This window comes from Mesobacillus thioparans (assembly GCF_965138835.1).
GTDB classification, from domain to species: Bacteria; Bacillota; Bacilli; order Bacillales; family Cytobacillaceae; genus Mesobacillus; species Mesobacillus thioparans.
In genome coordinates this window covers 243577-263792 of sequence record NZ_CBCSFH010000004.1, presented here as the reverse complement: position 1 = coordinate 263792, position 20216 = coordinate 243577, and the positions used below count along the sequence as shown (strand labels likewise).

The following is a 20216-nucleotide window of genomic DNA, read 5'->3' as shown; positions in this document are numbered from 1 at the left end:
CGCTTGGCATATAAAATGGCTCAGTTGTTAGAGGAGCAAAAGAATGTTCACATACTATACTCATATGATGATATGAGGAATTACATAGAACAGGCCGTAAGATATATAGAAGAAGGCGTTCTGTCAGGGGATTATGTGATCCTGATTGAAAATGATCGTATTTACAAGATCCTGCATGGAGAACTGAACAAACGATTAACAGAAGCCCAAATGAAAATGGTTCACTGGGTCAACAACTTCGATTTTTATTATTCAAGTGGAAGTTATCATCCTCCTGCGATACGGAGTACTTTGAGAAAACAGTTCAGCCATATGTGGAAAATGAAATTTCTTTCCGTTCATGGGCACATGTCGAGTGGGCTTCAATGAAAGAGCCTCTGAGTATCATTGAAGACTTTGAGAGAATAGTAGATGGAGCTGTAAATCAACTGTTTTTCCCGTTGATTTGCGCGTATGAAGGGGTGAAAATGCCAGATCACCTCAGAAGCATCCTGATGGAAACACATCCTTATGTCCTGGTGGAAGATGAGCTGGTTCCATCCGAACAATATAGTGAATTGGAGACGGTTCTGGCAGCCGAAGAAAGTGAATAAGAGGTAATTCAATGGGACGGGATCACCGTCCTTTTGTTTTTTGTCTGGGAAGGTATAAAGTTTATCACGGTCAAATATATAAAGAATATGGACAACTATTGCCTTTCGATAAAACGGACTATAAGGTGCTGATCGTTTGAATAGGAATAAGAATTTACAATTGACCATCCTTTTGCTTTTAGGTTTGCTTATCGTTTTAATTGTTCATGTCATCCTCCACACGAAGGTTTATGTCGTGTTCAGCGCAAGTCTTGGTTCAGTCTTCATGATTGGATTAATCATCTTTCTGATTGTTTATCTTTATTTGAATGGATGAAAAAAATGACATAAAAACAGCGAAGTCCCAGTGACTTCGCTGTTTCCATAATTAAGAGGCTTGTTCGTTATCTTCCACAGTATAAATGAGGGAATTCTCCACATTCAGCATGCTTTTTCGCAAGTCCTTCTTGTCATTGAGGATGATGACACAGGTATCCTCGAATTCTCCTAGACCATGAATATATTTTTCATATAAAGCTTCTTCGGCTTCATCGAGATCCGTGCTTTTCGGGAGTGACAGGTCGAGTCCGAGCACGTATTGCTTGCGCTCAGGGATTGAGTTGAGTTGCTTTCGTACGAGATATGCATTTGTGATTTCTTTGAATTGTGCAAGCTGATTCATTCCTGCGAGTATTACCTGGCTTTCTTTGTCGTGAGTGATGAAGCGGTCTTTTGGCTGGATAAAATCGCATTCTTCATTGGAAGCTTCTACGAGTTGATCCCACTCTTCCAGACGCTCTCTTGTTTTTTCAAATAACTCGGTTTGTTCTGTTTCATAATAGTATCCGCATAATACGTCAAGCCCTGGCAAACGCAATTCCCAGTCGTATGACATAGCCAGGTTGATCAATTGGATTCCTTTTTCCGCTGTGTCGCTGGACTCCAGATAATGCTCTCCCAAAGTCATCAACGCTCCAGCGGTTCGCGGGTCTTCCGAGTGTTTCTCCGCGATTTCCTCATACAGTGGAATCGCAGCTTCCAGACTATTGAACTCTACTGTCAAAAAGGCTTTTTCGAGCAGTTCTTCAAGGGTGGCAACTTGTTTGCTGGATAATTCCTCAAATCGCTGCTTTGAATCATTGAAGTTTTCAATTTCTTCTTTCCAGTCATCCTGGTTGTGGTCAACCCACATTTTATTAAAATCATTCAGGACCCGGCCAGGGTATGCGAAGAATGCATCAAGCGCAGAATCTTGTTGACTTTCCGGTAACCGTGCTTCTGCACCAAGTGCGGAAAGTCTGTCTTTTAAACAAGGATGGGTATCGGTCACATAACTTTCCGCTTCCAGCTGTTCGCTGTAATATTGGCTTGCTTTTTGCTCGCTGAGTGACCGGTACTTCTCGGCAAAGTTTGAATACGGCTGAGGGACACTGTTCGTCTTCGCGCATTCTTCAAACAATTCGCTGTAGAAATCACGGTAGTAATAGGGAGCGGCCACAGAGATTACAGCCAGTGCTTTTCCCATTGCCTGCTGGGATGTGACCGATGCTGCCGAGCGGTCTGCATCGTATTCTTCCTGTCTGGCCATCGCGAATGTATAGGCATCAAACCTCGGGTAATACCACTGGAAAAACTTCCTGAAAATGAAGGTGCCGAATTGTTCGTTTTCTTCAAGGGAGTGCATTAAACGTCCCCAGCTCATCCTCAAGCGGTAGATTCTCGCACCCATGGCCGTGTCAGAATTCGAAATATGCGCAAGTTCATGGGCAAGAACAGCCGTAAATTGCTCCCTGGAAAGAGTCGACAGCAGCGGGATGCCGATGACCAGCACGTTCCGCTTTTTCCCGATGAATCCATAGCTGGAGATTTGGGCGACGGATGCATTGAATTCACTGTCGAGTACAATCTCATCAATAGGCGAAGTGTTCATTTTAAGGCGCAAAGAATCAATCATCTCGAATAATTGTGGAGCTTCCTCTCTTTGCAGATAATACCCTTCAGGCATTTCCATTTTCACGATCAGGGCTTTGATAATGAAGAACGACAAAGTTCCCGTCAAGAGCAAAACTTTCACATTCCCAAAGGTAAAATTCCCATCCACAATCATGGTAATTGAAATGGCCATCAAAAATAAAAATAACGATAAAAATAACGCAACGTAACCAAAACCAAGTCCAGTGAGCATGATGACCTTGAATCTGTAAATCTTAGGGTTGGCAGAAGCCTGTTTTTCAAGCTTGTTCACCAGTGTTTCAAACTCTTGAATTGTCATTCTCATTCCCCTTTATTAAGTTATCGATAGTATTATATCAGGGAGGAAGTTCTTGCTAAAAGATGTTTTTTATTGGAAATATACAAATTATTAGAAAGAGAGGAAATCCGATATTAAATGTGTGTATGGAACTTGTGCCAGATTCAAAGGTAGGAAGAGTAAGACCATTACAAGGGGGGAGTTTTGCTGCCTCTTTACGAAGCCGCAAAACCATCCCATGGTCTCTTGCGGGAGGCCCATTTTACAATTCCTTCATCATAAATAAGCTATTCGGATCCTCGTTATAATCTGCAAAAGGCGGGCAATAATCGAAGCCGTATTTCTCATAAAGCTTTCTTGCGGGTAGGAAGGCTTCCATTGAACCTGTTTCCAGGCTCAGTTTCTGATAGCCGCGGCTTTTGGCTTCTGAGATGATGTGCTCGACCATCGCCTGTGCGACACCTTTACGAAGATGGGCAGCTGCCGTTCTCATCGATTTCACTTCACCATGCTGGCGGTCAAGCTCCTTCAAAGCACCGCAGCCCATCAGCTGGTCCCCGTCCCAGGCCGTCCAGAAGGTGATCTCAGGCTTTTTTAATGCCTCCAGCCCGAGGGCATGGATGCTCTCCGGCGGGGAGTGGAGCGTCATGCCGTGCAAATGCTCCCCGATTAATCGAATAACTTCAGGACTGGTTAAATCATCTACTTTAATCTTCATCATGCAACCCCCAGCTTTATTTGGAAAAATTAGAGTTATCATAACCTGAAAATGAATAGATAGACAACTAGTTTTTCATAATGTCGAGGGAAGGAACGATACGAGCCAGATGGTCATAGGATAATCAGGGAAAATTGTGGTTGGCCTGAAGGGGGAAGATACTAGATGATGCCTAATGGAATGTATTCACAGAGTGGACCGATGAACGTAGTCGTCGTTGAGCCGTATGTCCATTCAGCTCTTCAAAGTCTTATTGGTAAAAGAGTGGTGCTTGATACAACACGTGGTTCGGTCAGCGGCATGGTGAAGGATGCCAAGCCAGATCATGTGGTGGTACAGGAGTATGATTCAACCTTTTTTGTCCGGATCCGCGAAATCGTCTGGATCATGCCAGAGTCTTGATCAAATGGAAAAATGAGAGGGGAGCCCCCTTTATAGGGACGCCCTTTTTGTATTCCTGAGAACGGTAATGAAGCCATCAAGGATTTGATGGCTTGTTTTAAAGCCTTTACTTATGTAAAAATTTAGAGCGTCATCATTCCCGTTGGATACATAGATGAACTGGTCGTCAATACCGTCAAATGTATCCAGCCAGCTCTTTGATTTTTCAAACAGGACAGAACCGATTCCCATGCTGCGATAGCCTTCTTTGATATAAAATTGCGAAAGGCAGCCAACTTCAGTTCCTTTTACCGAGTCCATATCGAAAAAAGTAGCGAAATCATTTGAATATACTTCTTTCGGGGAAACATTGCTATACACGTATCCGACCATCTCATCACCATCCATCGCAGCAATGATCTGATTTGCCTTCGCGTTTTTCACCGAAGGAACCATTCTGGTTTCAAAGCTCATGCCATTAAAAAGCTCTGGACGTATAGTGGCTAGTGATTTTTGGTAGGACATCAACTCATTGCATAGATGCTTCACGGTATCCATCTGCTCATTAGGGATCAACTTGTAACGGATTGCCATCATCCACCTTCCTTTCTAACCAGGATTCTTAATCTGATTATATCGCAATCCAGCCATTCTCGATAACGAAAACAAAGGACAACAGCTTGTCATGATTGGGTACATTCGTTCATAAACTCTACCAAAAGGGGGTGTAGAGTTGAATCGCATACCGAACAGGGTGGATTATTATCTGAAAGAAAAGTGTCTTTTAAGTGCCAATATAAAGCACTGGGAGCACTATATTGCAGCACTTCGGGCGAGCAATACGGTAACGATCAACAAAAAAGAATATATGGTAGAGAAAATAAACATGGTCCATGACCCATCGACCGTCGTTTTGAAAATCAGCGTGGAACCACTTAAAATCTATGTTTGAGTATCCTTCGGGATGCTTTTTATTTTGCGGTGGGACTCTTTGTCTTTCAGGGAAGAAGGGCTTTCTTTTTCAGGTTTCTGGCTCTGTTCGTGTAGGGTGAGAATAGATAAGCGGACAAATTCCGGTTATCGTGTCGGAAGGCCCCCTTTGAAGCAGAAATAAGCGGAGATTTTCCGGTTAACTGCTCTAAAATAGATAAAATCCGATGATTTGGATTAAATAAACGGAAAAACTCCCCTAATTTTTTAAAGAACAAGGGGAGTTCACAATTTAAGCGGAATATGTCCGCTTTTTTTAAAAACTACAGATAACATTCGGATGATTGCAAATATCATCCGCTAATTATATACAGAACCCACGTCCCTCTAAGGTTGGCAGGCTTTTAATCAAACGTTTGATTAAGAGCGATAGGGGGATATTTTGAGATGAGCGATCAAGCTTGTCTCTTTTAAATGTCTAGCCCAAAGGGGACGGATCCCATGTCCTTCCCTTTTTAAAAAGAAGCATCAGGCATTTGCCAGAAGTCAGCCTGCTGCCGGGGCAGCGGCTCTTGTGCCTAATTCTTGGTCGATCAACAAAATGGCGGAAGGGTTATTTCCAGCAAGTTTTAGGCGATCAATGATTGTTTTGGCTTGAGCTTCTTCATCTATTTGTTCGCGTAGAAGGTCCTGGACAATCAAAGCAGCCTGCGGGTCGATTGGATTCACATAGTTATAGGCCTGTCGGTAAGTATTGGTGACATACTGTTCATGTGCTAACACTTTTTGAAAGGTCTCAAGCGGAGTGCCAAAGTCAGTCGGCTGGGCAGGAATGCTGTTGATCTGGACAGTTCCATCCCGGTTCACGACGAAATCAACCAAGGTCAGCATATGTGTTCTCTCTTCTTCTGATTGCAGCCTTAGCCAATGGACGATACCGGTATAGTTCTGTCTGGCCATCGCAGCAGACATCGCGAGATACAGTGTTGAAGAAACATGCTCAAGTTGAATTAAATCATTAAACAAGCTTTGAAGATCCTCATTCATTTTTTTCACTCCCCGATTTCAATAAAATCTACAGTTTAGTTTATAGGAAATAGGCATTTGTGAAACTTGTATACCCAGTTTTATTGAAACCGAGGGCAAAGGAACGGTTTTGATGTGCCGTGAATAAGGGATGCACTTCTAGGAAATTAAAATACATTTTTGGCATTGATCAGGAAAAACTATAGAAAATCTTGCTGTTTTTCTGGAGGAGATCGTATGGAAGTATCAGATCAAAAGGTTCATTTAACCTGCGCGGAGATTTCGAATTTATGGGATACATATGTCAACGACAGTGTCGTCAAATGTATTTTGACTCACTCAATGTGTGGAGGATGCAGAGGTAAAACCACTTTTGGAATTTACGATAGAAGTAGCGGATTCTCATCTGGAGAATATTAGCGAAATTTATGAGCAGGAGGGCATTGCGAGGCCAGAGGGATTTTCCGTCGAGAAGCATGTGAATCTGTCTGCCCCACGGCTCTTTTCGGATATTTTTTACATGGAGTACATGCAGCATATGAGCAAGTTTGGGTTGACGAGCCATTCGAGTGCCATTGCGACTTCATCGAGGGATGATATCCGTGGTCTTTTTGAAAAATTCCACAGGCAGGCAACGGAAATTAACCGTGAGATTACCACACTGATGAAAAAGAAAGGGGTTTACATCCGGCCTCCATACATGAACTATCCGAAAAAGGTGGATTTTGTGGACAAGCAATATTTCCTGACAGGCTGGTTCGGCAAAAAACGGCCGCTGTTAGGAAACGAAGTGAATCATCTCTATTTGACCTCGCTTCATAATGAACTTGGGAAGTCCACACTGATCGGCTTTGCCCAGGTAGCCCAGGATCCTGATTTGAAATCATATTTTTATTCAGGTGTCCAGCTTTGCGACAAAATCTTGAGGGAGAGCCATCATGTGTTGATGGAAAGCAATGTCCCCAATTCGATGACCTGGGATTCAATCGTCAGTGATTCAACCGAACCGCCATACTCTGACCAGCTGATGCTGTTTGTGGTGGGCATCCTGTCCCAATTAGGCGTGGCTGCTTACGGATTCGCATTGTCCCTTAGCATGAGAAGGGATGTTGGGGCGTTGTATAGCGGTTTTATTCTAAGAGCATTAACCTATTCTGAAGATGGAGCCCAGATGATCATTGAAAGAGGCTGGCTCGAGCAGCCGCCTATGTTTGTCGATCGGGAAAAGTTGATTAAAGGGGAAGAGTAAGGTTGTACAAAGGGAAGCGTCGGTTTATAGACGATTCCCTTTTTCATTATCCCCAGTGTGGGATTCAAGCAAGGCTAAAATGCAGTTAAAGAAAATTTTGAAACAAACCCTTCGATAAAAGCAGCGATGAAAATGCATGGTGTGATGACGAAGATGAAGGCGGAAAAAGCTTCTTTGAAGTGGAGACGGAATGGTGATGTGCCTTTCTTATTTTTACGAAAGGTATTGGTCAGTCTAGTCACAATACTCTTATTCAACGCATTGCCATAAATGGCGGCAAGCATAAAGATGGTCAGCTCGAGAATCGCATGCGGCAGAAAACCGAATCCGAATGTGTGGAGGACATTTAAATCAACCTGCTGGACAAGGTACAGCGTCATGCCAATCATCGCGCTTGTTGTGATGAGCGGCAATATGTACAGATGCCGAATGGGGATGATAGCAAGGATCAGAATCTGCAGGCAAACGAGCCAGTTATTTTTGAAGAGAAAAAGGGTGGTTTCCCAATATCCCTTACCAGGGGCATCTTCCTTGAAATTTTCATCCAGACCTGAAAGGAGCTCTTTCAAATTCGGGTTTATGAATAATGTAATAAGGTAAGCCATGACAAAGACGATGAAATACAGGAACCAATACTTCCAAAAAGACCTTTTGATATGAAGCCATGCGTGTTTCCAGGTTTGAATGCTTGTTGTTTTTATAGAATCGACAATTGCCATGATCTATTCCTTTCAAGATTACATATCTTGTAATTGTATTTTTTCCAATTCCTTTTGGCGCTGCCTCTTCAGATGATCTCTGCCTTTGATCCAGAGACTTAGCAGGAAGGCCAAGCCGCCAACACCAGCTAAGATAAGGGGCAGCGTATCTTCTGCACCAATTCTCCTGTAAAACCACACCGATATAAAGGCGATGTACAAAACAGGTATGATGGCTCCCAAAAGTACATGACTTCTCCTTGATAAGTAAAATTGGACTCCAATCACTGCGATTGCAATCAACCATCCATAAATAGCAGGCATTAAGAATCGACCCTTTCCGATTTGTATTTTTCGATAATCAGCTTTGCAACGTCTAAACTGATTTGTTCATCCAGCACCATGTTTTTAATCATACTGACAAACTCAAGATCTTCCTTTTTACTATTCAGCTCAATTTTCTTAATCAGTTTATCCAACTTTGTCCGGACGGTTGGATAGGAAACTCCATAGATTGTGGAGATTTCCTTTAGCGAGCCGGAATTCAAAACGAACTTCCTGATAAATTCGAGTGATTCTTGATCCAAGGCAAGAATCCATTCTGGTACCTCATCGCGTTTCACCTGTTCACTCCTCCTTATATAAATAATATTAAAGAAAAGTTTAATATTATTCAATATTTATTTCAAAAAATAAAAAAGAGTGGGGGGAAGGGTATTATCAAAGACTTGAGAACCGATCCTATGTCTCTTTCGGATCATAGTAATGACGGTTCAGCCTCTCTGGATAAAAAAAAGACTTGTTCAAGAATCTTGGGAAACGAAAATAATTTCTACCGCACGCGGAAACTTTGAGGTTACAAAGTGTCTACGGGCTTCTAAATATTCATTGGTCAACTCCAAACTGCAAAGAGTAGTGGCGGAAAACCACTACTCTCCAGCTCAATCTTTGTAATTTCCACAATTATGAATCCTTAATGCGGTCTTAACTAATAAAAAGGCCAAAATCAATTCCGGAATCACTATTAAAAAGAAAAGAACATTAGCGATCCTATCTGTTGCCTCAGGCTGTCTCGCTATACCTTCTAGAGCTGCAGCGCCTGCAATCCCAAGGCCATAGCCTATCCCTATAAAACCCAATAAGGCCAATCCAGCTCCAATACAGCATTGGATAAAACTTTTCATGATATCACCTTCCTTACAAAATAGTCTTTTAACAATATATTCAAGAGTTGATGAGCCTGCGCCGGCAAACGCTTAAGTCATAGAGTCCATCTTTAATTGCTGTAAGGTAACGCTCAATCAATATCCGTTTCCGAACATACCATCCAAACCATTTGGCTCAATTGTATTAATACCTGACTGTCAATCAACTAACTGGTGTTAGTTTAAGTGTAATGATTCACAATTAGCATTGTTTATTCAGTAGATGAAAGAACGTAATTTATGGTATAACTTCATAGATGATGCGATGCTTCAATTGAGAAGGGGCGCTTTTCTTATTCAATAAACGGGCCCTATTGTGAAAAATCGCTTGGCAATAAGATATTAGTTAGTATAAAGATTGTATATATTTCACTTAAACTAAACCGATTTCAGTGTGAACAATGTGGAGGAGAAATGGTCCCTGAATATTATAAAGGGGGATTTAGGAGTTTCCACTACAGGATTTCCAATAATTATGGTGGAAGAAAAAAGACCGGACGTATTTTGTAATGGGTTCGGTTGATGGGGAGAAAACTCCAATTCACAGGTGATTTTTCTATATTAATAACACCGATTTCGCCATAAAATTAACATTAAAAATAGCAACTGAATTATTCAGTTGCTATTTTATGACATATTTTCAGTAAAATCGTTTAGAGAAAAGGACGGTAAACCAGATAATAACCTATTAAAGTGGTAACCACTATGGTTGCTAAATAAATCAGTTTATTATTTGCTTTTTTATAGAACCAATAGCCTATTATTACTAGACTAATGGAGTCGAAAATGACTTGAAACAAAAAGGTATGGTATTTATATAAATAGATACTAACACCAATTGTTTCCGCAGCTAATCCGCTTACTGGTAATGCGTACAAAAAATTACTGACTTTGTTCTCTTTGTTCCAAAAGTAAAGTGCATAACTACTAACACTGCATACTAAGGCGAAAATATTAAAGTAAATAAATAAACTCCATTGAAATCCGTCATTATCAAACATTGGAACAAAAAAGCCGAGTACATAATTTAAAAAGTAAAAACTGAAATTCATAGCAAATAGGTACAATAAAACATTAATCGCCGCATTTATATTGGAATTACTAAAATATATAACCAATGTTACGGTTAACATCCAAAAGCCAAATAAAGTGGCTATGGAGCTAAAACTCCATAAGTCATCATTTGGAAAAAAATCTGATAAACGAGTTATAATACCCGCAACCAATCCAAGTCCAACATAAAGTAGGTAAGATTTAAAATGGATTTGGATTTCTTTGTTATGTACCTCTAAGGCCATTCAAACTCTCCTTTGTGTTATGTTGTAAAATTACAATCAGTTTACTATTTCATCTATAAAGTTATTTTAACATAAATTTTCCATTCTCCTTTTAATCGCAAAAGTTTTAGCACCGGCTCTAACAACACCGCATAAATACATGCGGTGTCTCCAATTGGTTTGCGTATAGATATACTAATTTGTGTGTTAAATCTTTTAAAATATTAATATAACAACAAAAAAGGAGACACCAATTCGTATGTTCATTGCGTCCCCAATTAGGTTGTTATTTATTATTTTCTCCCCAATAACCGAACCCGTTACGTATTTAGTACGGTTTTTCTTATATTTTTGTAAGATATTTGAGTTTATCGCGTCTTATATGTAAGGAGGTGAGATGGTGACACAGATTGAGGATGTTTATAATACATACTTTAAAGATGTATTTTTATATGTGTATAGTTTGTCTGGCGATAAGCATATCGCTGAAGATATCACTTCGGAAACTTTTATGAAGGCACTAACATCGCTAGACAGTTTCAGAGGGGATAGTGATATCCGTGTTTGGTTATGCCAAATTGCCAAAAACAGTTATTACTCTTACTTGGGTAAGAAAAAAAACATTGTAGATTTAGAGTCACTTCCGGAATCAGCTAGTGAAGACAATGTAGAACAAGAAATAACCACTTCGCAAGCGTCTATGAAGGTACATGAAATTATCCAGAATTTAAAAGAGCCATATAAAAAAGTCTTTACGCTCCGTGTATTTGGAGAACTGTCATTTAAGCAAATTGGCAAATTGTATGCAAAAAGTGATAACTGGGCTTGTGTTACTTATCACCGTGCTAGAGAAAAGATTAAAGCGCGATTGGGGGATTATCGATGAAAATTAGTTGTAATATGATTAGGGATATACTGCCTTTATATGTCGAGAATATGGCAAGTCAAGATACTAGAGATATCGTTGAAGAACATATAGCTTCTTGTGAAAACTGCAAAAAACGACTTGAAGAAATGAGGATGCTTGAAGAACTGCCAATAGATACCGATATAGCTCCCTTAAGAAATATACAAAATACATTGCGAAGGGAAAAGCTGCAAACGATTATTCTTTCAGTCATGGTAACATTGGTTTTTGCAGTGGTTACAATGGCTTATCTGACAGAGCCAGCATACATTTCTTATAATGAAAATGCGGTTTCGATCATTGAAAAGGATGACGGAACTGTACTTTTGAATTTTAGTGAAGAAGTCTCCGGATTCCATGTAGAACAATATCCAGCAGCAGACAATTCAGGTTATGTCTATGATATAACTACATGGGAAACGATTTGGCAACATAAAATAAGCAAAAACAACCTAGAAAATACTGTCTTAAACCCGAATGGAGAAACGGTCGCTTCAATCTATTATTACAATACCGATGGAAGTGAAAATATTTTAATTTATGGAGATCCAATAACGGATGGTTCTGTCATTACGTTACCTCGGCTAGTTCTAAGCTACTATGTGATGTTTGCTATAGGATTTTTACTTATTTGTGGAATTGGATTGGCCATATTCCGTAAGAATGAAAAAATAAGAAATGGACTAGAAAAAATTATTCTATTGCCCATCTCCTACCTGTTTGCTCACTTAACTATAAAAGGTCTTCACTCTACAACTTACCTTGCTAGACGAGACTTTTATGCAATATTACTAGTCACAATTTCTTTATATTTTGCGTTATTAGCTGGAAGGAACATATTAAAAAAATTATCAATCAAGAAGCCGAAAAGCACTTTATAATAGTTGTTGCTTTCAGCGATTTTTTCTAAATTACAGTTCTATTTTACTTGATTCGGAAAAGTTTCCTAATGTTTCAAAGTTCGAAAACATGGCCAAAAAGTATCCTTTGAATTGGTTGAATACCCAAATTCTATTGTTCAGGGGCAAGTTGCAGAAGATGGACTCATTATTTCTGATTAATGAGTCCATCTTCAACGAACGGGTGCGTTGATCCAGGAGGATTAACGGCCTTTTCTATTGATTTCCTTATTTAGCTAACATACAGGATGGTTGAACAAGGAATTAGAAAATAATGTTAAAATACTTGTATTGATAAGGGAGGGATTCTATGGTTTTTGAAACACTAACAGGACAACTTTCCGTTGTAATTACCCTTGCTTTTGGGACATTGTTAATTGTTCAATACCCTTTAATAAATAAGGAAAATAAATATTTTGCTTGGTTTAGTTTAGTGATGGGCGTTATAGTGTTATTACTTTTAATATGGTTTACATTTGGCAACGAGGTTATTAGATATCAAATACTTAAATATGGACTTCAATAAAAATGTCCTTATCAATTTCCTAGAGCGAGAATTGAAATTCAGGCTGCCGAAATTGGTGGCTTTTTCTTATTCGACTAAAGAAGCAGTTTAGTTTAATAAGGAAATTTATGGGCGAATTTAGAATATTTAAATGTAGTCCCTTATATCGTTTTTTCAGTCTATGTACCAATATGTTAGGAGTGACTACGATTGCGTTTTGAAAATGAGAAAGTATACCCTGATTGTCCAGTTATTAATAGAAAAATAGAGGTTGGGGAACTCACAAAATCGCAGCTTATCCAGAAATTGCAACAATACTCTATCTTGATAAATGAGTATGGAGAGCGGCTGTTAGCTGATGATAAATTTAAGACTTCTGATACAAAGTACAATCTTCAAACCGTAGAATTAACCGTTGGCAACCTTGGCTTTCCTGATGGAGCCACTACGGATCAGATCTTTAAAAAAGCGAGCGAACTAGGCTTGGAATTGTGCCCGCTTGAGCTGGGACCTTACCTAAGACTGGACTATCTGGATCAGCCTGAAGGTAATTCGGGGAATCTTTTACAGCGGAATCAAGCTCCGTCAGGCTCTGTCACAATAGCGTCGGAGATACTATCTAAAGACGATGATTTTCCAAAAGGTTTTTATCTTAGACGAATTAACGGCGTGTTGTGGCTCCGAGGATACAGTGCAGATCATCTACACGTTTGGAATCCTGATGATCATTTTATCTTTTGTCAAACAAAGGTCTAAGAGGGAATTGCTTTTTTCTATTTCGATTAACGGGCAGCATTCCTATAATTAGTTTGTGAAACAGTAATGTGGAATAAGAAATTCGTCATTCTATAGTGCATAGTAGACAAAAACTGTTTACTTTGGAGATTTTGCAGACAAAATAAAAGGGCTCACTTTTGAGCCCCTATCTGATTAAACCTTTTACTGTTACGAATTCAGGTTTTACCCATCAGTAATTTTTTGACCTTAGAAATATTTTACTAAGTAGGTGTCTGTTTTCTAATCCAGTTGTTCTTTAGAGAGCTTCATGATCAACGAACGTCGGGGGTTGTTCTATCCATTCCCGACTTATCATAATGTTCATCCCATCTTCTCCATAGAAACTTGCTTTTCGTATGAAATCAGCGTATAAAGCCCCGAGGTCCCTACGCATTGATGTCGACAGACCAACACCATATGAAGATATCCCTAAGTTAGACATTGTACCAATTAACACCATCATCAATTGGTTAGAAAAAGGTGCAGCTGTGGAAGTAGATATTGTTGCATCCCATGTTGAAGGGATGGGAACATCACTTTCTACTAAGATATCATGAATATCACGTACGATATCCGTTGATACTTTTTTACCTCGTAAAAAGTATTTTCTTAAATCAGCATCATCTGTTACTTGAGCAAAAGCCATACACAGATGTTTTCCCATTACATTGTGAAGAGAACACGCTGTCAAATGTGTTACTTCAATTGCCATTAAAGTCCTCTGTCTACCCAACCATCCAGCAAGGAAATGCTGATTATGTAGCATTTCTACATGCTTTGGGTATTCCATGTTAGGCATACGAATTAGGATTCCCTTGCTTTTCATAGTTTCGATAACACGATTGTTGAGTGATGAGGCATCGTTAAAAAATTGTTCATACAGAGTTCTAACATCCTCTCTAGGTGCGGTTGCTACACCACTCATATGGGATGCCAGACCAAATGAACAAATATGTTTTAATAACTCTGCATACATTACATCCGAAAATAACCTAGGTGCATGAGGTACAACATGCTGTTCAATAGGAAAGGCGAGTGGAATTGCTATTCCTTCATTTTCAAACAAGCTTTTTACTGAATGCATATGAGCCTCTGCTATATTAAGTGCTTGTTTGAGTATTTCAACAACCTCTGGATCTTCTGCTGTTTCAATAAAGTGAGTTATTAAACAAGAGACAATACTGTCATTGGTATATGTGGTCCAAAGTAATGCTATTTCAGAGCTAGTAAGTTTTACAAACTCCCTTTTGTTTTCCATCTTACTCCTCCATTAATCTAAATTTAAGAGTAGAATTCCCTTATTAAATGATAATTATCACAAAAATGGATTAGTTATACTATTACCGAGTTGGATAATGTACTTGTAATATTTAATAAAAAAAGAGAAGGAATACAAGGGAAAATGAAGATAGGTTGAATGTTAAATGACCATTTATTTATTTTTTTCAATTAGAATGTATTTAGATTTAGAGGATGTATATTTTGTGTTCCAGGAAAACCATACTGTTCATCAGAAAAAATTAAAAGGATGATAATTAGGATTATAGTCCTTATTCAACTAAAGGGTGCTTAGATTCCCTATTATTTTTGTTAGCAAAGTTGCTGGTTAAAATCTACCGTAAATTGAAGACTCACAGAAGTTTCTGTTAGGTTTCAATATGATATGCAAATTTGAAACAGCCCCAGTTAATCCTTCGGGGAGCTTCTTCATACCGCAATAGGATACCCCCATTGTTAATTCTTATTAAAAGGATGTCATTTTGTGAAACTGCGAAACTTCCGATATATCTCCATATTCTTCCCTCAGCCATGCTGAGTAAGGATGAGCACGACTTAACCCGCTGTATCTTTAAAATGTTATCGCTTACATTCACTATCTCGGCCGTATGCTCACGAATGGCTCCGTATCCCTTGAATGTCTTCTTTAGGATGTTACCATAGATAACGTTGGCAAAAACGAACGGAAACGAACGCTTCTTGAATGGAGTGCTTTGGCAGATTTACAAGGAGGTATTGGATGGTAGAGCAAGACAGGAAGATAAAAAGAGTTGTAATTAAGATTGGCAGCAGTTCGCTGACGAGTATGCACGGGGAAATCAGCCGCAGGAAGCTGGAGAACCTGGCGAACCAGATTGTTGCCTTGAAGGATGCGGGCTATGAAACAGCCGTCGTTTCATCAGGCGCTGTGGCAGCAGGGTACCGCAAGCTTGGGTGCATTGATCGGCCGACTTCATTGCCGGAAAAACAGGCAGCGGCTTCGATCGGTCAGGGCTTGTTGATGGAATCTTACTCAGAACTCTTTTTATCTCATGGGTACGTAGCTTCCCAGATTTTGATCACGAGAAGCGACTTCGCGAATGAGAATCGCTATAACAATATGAAAAATACGTTGAACGTGCTGCTGGAGAGAGGGATCATCCCGATCATCAACGAAAATGACACGATTACGGTCGACCGTCTTCGTTTCGGTGACAATGACACATTATCGGCGAAGGTTGCGGCGCTGATCGAAGCAGATCAGCTGATCATCCTTTCCGACATTGATGGTTTGTATGATGCAAATCCGAATACGAACCCAGATGCTAAGCTGCTCGATAAGGTCCGTGAAATCACTCCGGAAATCGAAGCGGCAGCAGGCGGTTCCGGAAGCGCGGTTGGTACTGGCGGGATGAAATCGAAAATATCCGCGGTAAAAATTGCGATGGCATCCGGAATCGATTCATTTTTAGGAAAAGCCGACAGCGAAAACATCTTGATGGACGCAGTGACTGGATGTGCCAGGGGAACTTATTTCAACCAGGACCCGGAAGGCTTCAACCTCGATAACAACCAGCAATGGATCGCGTTCCATTCCGGACCTGAGGGGGAAGTGATCCTCCGCCCTGAATCAAGAGCGTCGATCATCGAAGACCGGAAAAACATCCTGCCATCCGACATCCTTCAGGTAAAAGGAAGGTTCGGTGAGGGGGCAGTCGTCAGAGTAATGGATGTAGACGGAGAAGAGATCGGCCTTGGACGAATGAATTATTCCAGCGTGAAATTGGAAGAAACACTGATTGAAGAAGAATGCGAGCGAAAAGAAGCGATCGAACAGGACACATTTGTTTGTTCACGTGACTTTGCATTACCGGTATCAGTCTAAAATTTTACAGGAGGCGTTTTGATGACATTGACCATGACCAAGACTATGACAGTAGAAGAGCAGGCGATTTCAGCGAAAAAGGCAGCGAAACAGCTGGGCATCCTTTCAACTGACGATAAAAATGAAGCACTGATTATTCTCGCTGATGCACTGGAAAACAATTACGAAGCCATTTTAGCGGAGAACGAAAAGGATCTGCAGAACGGAAGGGAAAAAGGCTTCGAGGACGCATTCATGGACCGGCTTGCCCTTACTCGCGAACGAATAGTGGACTTTGCCGAAGGGCTGCGTCAAGTAGCGGAGCATGATGATCCAATCGGGGACGTTCTTTCAGACTGGACGCTCGAAAACGGGCTCAATGTAAAAGAAATCCGCGTTCCGCTTGGCGTCATCGGCATGATTTATGAAGCGCGCCCGAACGTGACCGTCGATGCAGCAGGGCTGGCGCTCAAATCAGGCAACGCAATCATTTTAAAAGGCGGTTCTTCTGCATTGTCTTCTAACAAAGCCATTGTTGACATCATGCACCAGGCACTGGAAAACACAAAGGTGCCAAAAGACGCCATCCAGTTCATCGCAACAACAGATCGTGAAGCAACCCAGCAGCTGTTCACGATGAAAGAGCATATCGATGTCCTGATCCCGCGCGGAGGCGGAGCACTGATCAAGGCAGTCGTCGAAAATGCGACCGTTCCTGTGCTCGAAACTGGAGTAGGCAACTGCCACCTGTATGTAGACGGAGAAGCGGACACTGAAAAAGCACTCAAAATCATGATCAACGCCAAAACAGACCGTCCGGCCGTGTGCAACGCAGCGGAAACACTTATCGTCCACCAGGCATGGCTTGAGAATAACAAACAGCAGCTTGCTGAAGCATTCCAGGAACATGGCATCACCGTGCACGGAGATGAAAAAGCGGCAGCCGCACTGCCAAACGTGGTCCCGGCAACGGAAACAGACTGGGCCGACGAATATCTGAGCCTCGACATGGCCATAAAAGTCGTCGACAACATCGATGAAGCCATCGAGCATATCGATCAGTACGGGACAAAGCATTCAGAAGCAATCATTACCGAAAATGCTGTGAACGCAAGGAAGTTCCTGCAGGTTGTTGACGCAGCCGCACTGTATCATAATGCTTCCACTCGTTTTACAGATGGAGGAGCATTGGGATTCGGAGCAGAAATCGGAATTTCCACACAGAAGCTTCATGCAAGAGGACCAATGGGGCTGCCCGCTTTGACTACACGGAAGTATGTCATGGTCGGGGACGGGTTGGTGAGATAATCATAAAGGGTGGCGATTCCTGTTTTTCAGGAACCGTCACCCTGTTTTTTTACGATGAATCTTGGCTCATAATCGCTGATGACTTCGAAAACTCCGTCATTATACATATAGATATGGTGCTCAACGTTTGGTGCCTCATCACTGCCGAGCCAGGACAAATGATCATACCATGAAATAAAGTCTGATTGGAAAGCTTTATAAAAATGATGCGCAGACGGATCAGTTAGTTTGGAGTGATCGGCGCGGTCAATGAACTTATTCAGGTCAGACCTTGCTATCTCATTTGCGTATCTAAACGTCCAAACACAGTCTCCTACAATTGGTGAATGCTTATCATAAATCACTTCCACGATAGTTCCGTTGATATCCGTCAGGACAATTTTAAGACCACCCTGATCAGCCGTATCAAAATATTGAAAAGTTGCTCCGATAATATTGCCCTTCACCAGGCATGTGACTGGCTGCCAGACTTGTAATTCCATTTTAATCTTCCCCCTCTTTTAACCAAGTTTATCAGAATAAATGTCTTTCTTGGGTTATAATTTACAGAAAATTGGAACTATCTTCTTGCTCAATCGTATAGAGAGGGAGAGGATAGTTTGTTGCCGATATTTTGACAGGTATGGGTTAAGGAAAACTGTCAATTTTTCTATGCTCAGGAAGGCATTGAAATCACGATAAAAAATGGCTGGTTTGAAGAACCTCCACAAATGGAGGACAGAGCAGGCATTATAAAGAAAGGGCTGTAAGAAAAGGACATGGGGATAGAACTCATGTCCTTAAAAGTATTTGGTTTATTTTTCCACAACTAGGTCTGAAGGCTGATTAAAAGTTAAAGCCCCAGCCTGTTAAGTGATTATAGGGGATGCTTTATGATTGACCTATAATCAGTTGGAGGCGAGATAAATGAAAAAAATAATTGTGTTCGGATTGGCCGCGATCTCTTCTGTTCTATTATTGTCAGCATGTAATGGAGTGATTTTTGCCAGTGATAAAAGTGGTGATGAAATCGTCGTGAAGAAAGATCAGGCGAAGGAGCTGGAGGTTGTGTTGAATTTCGGTGCCGGGGAAATGAATGTTGCTGGCGGTGCTGATGAGTGGGTGGATGGTAAAGCGATCTATGAACCCGAAAAAATGAAGCCTGAGGTTTCCTATGACCTGAACAGGAAAGTCGGCAAGGTGGAGATTGACCAGCCAAAGCATTTTAAAATCGGCAAGATGAGGAATGAATGGGATTTGAAGCTGAATGAAGATGTTCCAGTCGATCTTGTCGTGAACGCAGGCGCGTCAGAAACCGATCTTGATCTGAAAGGGATTCAGCTTACAAGCCTAGAAGTGAATGCCGGGGTTGGTGAAATTACCGTCGATCTTGGAGGAGACTGGAAAGAAAGCTTCGACGCCCAAATCTCATCGGGAGTCGGTGAGATGACCGTTATCCTTCCTAAAGATACAGGCGTCAGAATTAAAGCCAACAAAGGAATCGGGTCAGCGACTTTTGAAGATTTGATTTCAAAAGGAAATGGCGTTTATGTAAATGAAGCCTATGAAGATGCGAAGGTAAAGATTGACCTGAAAGCTGACATAGGTGTAGGCGAAGTGACTTTTAAAACGGAAAAATAAAGCTAGGTTAGGGGACGGTTCCGGGATTTGTGGACTGTCCTTTTTGTTTTGTCTGAAGTAGGGTGATGTTCGCACAAAACTGCGGCCAAAGCGGCTCGATTTGTCCGAAGTAGAGTCAGGTTCGGACAAAACATCAGCCAGAGCGGCTCGATTTGTCTGAAGTAGTATCAGGTTCGGACAAAACAGCAGTCAAAGGCGCTCAATTTGTCCGAAGTAAGGGTAAGTTCGGACAAAACATCAGCCAGAGCGACTCACTTTGTCCGAAGTAGGGTCATGTTCAGACAAAACTGGAGCCAAAGGCGCTCAATTTGTCCGAAGTAAGGGCAAGTTCGGACAAAACCGGAGCCAGAGCGGCTCACTTTGTCCAAAGTAGAATCATGTTCAGACAAAACTGCTGCCAAAAACGCTCAATTTGTCCGAAGTAAGGGTAAGTTCGGACAAAACCGGAGCCAAAGCCGCTTATTTTGTCTGAAGTAGAGTCATGTTCGGACAAAACTGCAGTCAAAGCCGCTCAATTTGTCCGAAGTAAGGGCAAGTTCGGACAAAACCCCAGCCAGAGCGGCTCACTTTTTCTGAAGTAGGTTGATATTCAGACAAAATAGCAGTCAAAGGCGCTCAATTTATCCGAAGTGATGTCATGTTCGAACAAAACTGAAGTCAGATAATAGCAGTGTTCAAAATTATCTATTGACACCCTAGAGGAAAATATGATAAATTTATCTCGAATTAAAAATAAATTAATTCAAGATATTTTTTTAAAACTATATCTCGA

General features: G+C 40.9%; 24 protein-coding genes. 13 read left to right on the top strand and 11 right to left on the bottom strand.

Annotation, left to right across the window (positions count from 1 at the left end):
- Window positions 1-3 precede the first annotated feature (3 nt).
- The 3 genes from ACNAZ4_RS09985 (at window position 4) to ACNAZ4_RS09975 (ending at window position 909) form a co-directional block, all read left to right on the top strand.
- Entirely contained in the window at window positions 4-369 is a 366-nt protein-coding gene (locus ACNAZ4_RS09985; protein ID WP_415814171.1) for an MEDS domain-containing protein, read from the top strand.
- Window positions 366-593, top strand: coding sequence for a hypothetical protein (locus ACNAZ4_RS09980; RefSeq protein ID WP_415814170.1), 228 nt, complete (start codon window positions 366-368; stop codon window positions 591-593). The genes ACNAZ4_RS09985 and ACNAZ4_RS09980 overlap by 4 nt, the downstream gene beginning before the upstream one ends.
- Window positions 594-729: 136 nt before the next feature.
- A complete protein-coding gene (locus ACNAZ4_RS09975) occupies window positions 730-909 on the top strand; it encodes a hypothetical protein (RefSeq protein WP_415814169.1) in 180 nt (59 codons plus the stop codon).
- Window positions 910-960: 51 nt separating this feature from the next.
- On the opposite strand, the gene ACNAZ4_RS09970 is transcribed toward ACNAZ4_RS09975, so the two are convergent.
- Both ACNAZ4_RS09970 and ACNAZ4_RS09965 read right to left on the bottom strand, forming a co-directional pair.
- Window positions 961-2844, bottom strand: a complete 1884-nt coding sequence (locus ACNAZ4_RS09970; RefSeq protein WP_415814168.1) for a M48 family metallopeptidase — start codon at window positions 2842-2844, stop codon at window positions 961-963.
- A gap of 241 nt (window positions 2845-3085) precedes the next feature.
- A complete protein-coding gene (locus tag ACNAZ4_RS09965) occupies window positions 3086-3541 on the bottom strand; it encodes a GNAT family N-acetyltransferase (protein WP_415814201.1) in 456 nt (151 codons plus the stop codon).
- Between the two features lie 165 nt (window positions 3542-3706).
- Here ACNAZ4_RS09965 and ACNAZ4_RS09960 point away from each other — a divergent pair, with 165 nt between their 5' ends.
- Window positions 3707-3943 (top strand): YuzF family protein, encoded by a 237-nt coding sequence (locus ACNAZ4_RS09960; RefSeq protein ID WP_415814166.1) that lies wholly within the window; start codon window positions 3707-3709, stop codon window positions 3941-3943.
- A 30-nt stretch (window positions 3944-3973) separates the two neighbouring features.
- Here the strand turns inward: ACNAZ4_RS09960 and ACNAZ4_RS09955 are convergent, their stop codons facing one another.
- On the bottom strand, window positions 3974-4519 hold the full coding sequence (locus ACNAZ4_RS09955; RefSeq protein ID WP_415814165.1) for a GNAT family N-acetyltransferase: 546 nt from the start codon (window positions 4517-4519) through the stop codon (window positions 3974-3976).
- Window positions 4520-4655: 136 nt separating this feature from the next.
- Between ACNAZ4_RS09955 and ACNAZ4_RS09950 the strand changes: the two genes are divergently transcribed.
- On the top strand, window positions 4656-4874 hold the full coding sequence (locus ACNAZ4_RS09950; protein WP_415814164.1) for a hypothetical protein: 219 nt from the start codon (window positions 4656-4658) through the stop codon (window positions 4872-4874).
- A 524-nt stretch (window positions 4875-5398) separates the two neighbouring features.
- Here ACNAZ4_RS09950 and ACNAZ4_RS09945 read toward each other — a convergent pair.
- Complete coding sequence (locus tag ACNAZ4_RS09945) at window positions 5399-5899, bottom strand: ferritin (protein ID WP_415814163.1); 501 nt, start codon at window positions 5897-5899, stop codon at window positions 5399-5401.
- 352 nt (window positions 5900-6251) lie between these two features.
- On the opposite strand from ACNAZ4_RS09945, the gene ACNAZ4_RS09940 reads away from it, so the two are divergent.
- Entirely contained in the window at window positions 6252-7127 is an 876-nt protein-coding gene (locus ACNAZ4_RS09940) for a DUF3231 family protein (protein ID WP_415814162.1), read from the top strand.
- A 74-nt stretch (window positions 7128-7201) separates the two neighbouring features.
- Here ACNAZ4_RS09940 and ACNAZ4_RS09935 read toward each other — a convergent pair whose 3' ends face one another.
- The 5 genes from ACNAZ4_RS09935 to ACNAZ4_RS09915 form a co-directional block, all read right to left on the bottom strand.
- On the bottom strand, window positions 7202-7846 hold the full coding sequence (locus ACNAZ4_RS09935) for a stage II sporulation protein M (RefSeq protein ID WP_415814161.1): 645 nt from the start codon (window positions 7844-7846) through the stop codon (window positions 7202-7204).
- A gap of 18 nt (window positions 7847-7864) precedes the next feature.
- On the bottom strand, window positions 7865-8149 hold the full coding sequence (locus tag ACNAZ4_RS09930) for a hypothetical protein (RefSeq protein ID WP_415814160.1): 285 nt from the start codon (window positions 8147-8149) through the stop codon (window positions 7865-7867).
- On the bottom strand, window positions 8149-8448 hold the full coding sequence (locus ACNAZ4_RS09925) for a DUF2089 family protein (RefSeq protein ID WP_415814159.1): 300 nt from the start codon (window positions 8446-8448) through the stop codon (window positions 8149-8151). Before ACNAZ4_RS09925 ends, ACNAZ4_RS09930 begins: the two co-directional genes overlap by 1 nt.
- A gap of 318 nt (window positions 8449-8766) precedes the next feature.
- A complete protein-coding gene (locus tag ACNAZ4_RS09920; RefSeq protein ID WP_415814158.1) occupies window positions 8767-9009 on the bottom strand; it encodes an ATP synthase subunit c family protein in 243 nt (80 codons plus the stop codon).
- Window positions 9010-9683: 674 nt separating this feature from the next.
- A complete protein-coding gene (locus ACNAZ4_RS09915) occupies window positions 9684-10328 on the bottom strand; it encodes a hypothetical protein (RefSeq protein WP_415814157.1) in 645 nt (214 codons plus the stop codon).
- Between the two features lie 376 nt (window positions 10329-10704).
- On the opposite strand from ACNAZ4_RS09915, the gene ACNAZ4_RS09910 reads away from it, so the two are divergent.
- The 4 genes from ACNAZ4_RS09910 to ACNAZ4_RS09895 all read left to right on the top strand — a co-directional run bounded on the left by ACNAZ4_RS09910 (window position 10705) and on the right by ACNAZ4_RS09895 (window position 13374).
- Complete coding sequence (locus tag ACNAZ4_RS09910; protein ID WP_415814156.1) at window positions 10705-11193, top strand: RNA polymerase sigma factor; 489 nt, start codon at window positions 10705-10707, stop codon at window positions 11191-11193.
- The gene (locus tag ACNAZ4_RS09905; protein ID WP_415814155.1) at window positions 11190-12095 is read left to right on the top strand and encodes a zf-HC2 domain-containing protein; all 906 of its coding nucleotides are present in this window, start codon (window positions 11190-11192) and stop codon (window positions 12093-12095) included. Before ACNAZ4_RS09910 ends, ACNAZ4_RS09905 begins: the two co-directional genes overlap by 4 nt.
- A gap of 328 nt (window positions 12096-12423) precedes the next feature.
- Window positions 12424-12639, top strand: coding sequence for a hypothetical protein (locus ACNAZ4_RS09900; RefSeq protein WP_415814154.1), 216 nt, complete (start codon window positions 12424-12426; stop codon window positions 12637-12639).
- Between the two features lie 189 nt (window positions 12640-12828).
- Window positions 12829-13374: a helicase gene (locus tag ACNAZ4_RS09895; protein WP_415814153.1), complete on the top strand. Its 546-nt coding sequence runs from the start codon at window positions 12829-12831 to the stop codon at window positions 13372-13374.
- A 277-nt stretch (window positions 13375-13651) separates the two neighbouring features.
- Here the strand turns inward: ACNAZ4_RS09895 and ACNAZ4_RS09890 are convergent, their stop codons facing one another.
- Window positions 13652-14653, bottom strand: a complete 1002-nt coding sequence (locus tag ACNAZ4_RS09890) for a DUF3231 family protein (protein WP_415814152.1) — start codon at window positions 14651-14653, stop codon at window positions 13652-13654.
- Between the two features lie 759 nt (window positions 14654-15412).
- Between ACNAZ4_RS09890 and proB the strand changes: the two genes are divergently transcribed.
- Both proB and ACNAZ4_RS09880 read left to right on the top strand, forming a co-directional pair.
- On the top strand, window positions 15413-16537 hold the full coding sequence (gene proB, locus ACNAZ4_RS09885; protein ID WP_415814151.1) for a glutamate 5-kinase: 1125 nt from the start codon (window positions 15413-15415) through the stop codon (window positions 16535-16537).
- Window positions 16538-16555: 18 nt separating this feature from the next.
- Window positions 16556-17824 carry a glutamate-5-semialdehyde dehydrogenase gene (locus tag ACNAZ4_RS09880; RefSeq protein ID WP_415814150.1) on the top strand — a complete coding sequence of 423 codons (1269 nt, stop codon included), beginning with the start codon at window positions 16556-16558 and terminating at the stop codon, window positions 17822-17824.
- A 26-nt stretch (window positions 17825-17850) separates the two neighbouring features.
- Here ACNAZ4_RS09880 and ACNAZ4_RS09875 read toward each other — a convergent pair whose 3' ends face one another.
- Window positions 17851-18306, bottom strand: a complete 456-nt coding sequence (locus tag ACNAZ4_RS09875) for a hypothetical protein (protein WP_415814148.1) — start codon at window positions 18304-18306, stop codon at window positions 17851-17853.
- A gap of 424 nt (window positions 18307-18730) precedes the next feature.
- Here ACNAZ4_RS09875 and ACNAZ4_RS09870 point away from each other — a divergent pair, with 424 nt between their 5' ends.
- On the top strand, window positions 18731-19444 hold the full coding sequence (locus tag ACNAZ4_RS09870) for a toast rack family protein (protein ID WP_415814147.1): 714 nt from the start codon (window positions 18731-18733) through the stop codon (window positions 19442-19444).
- Window positions 19445-20216: the final 772 nt, after the last annotated feature.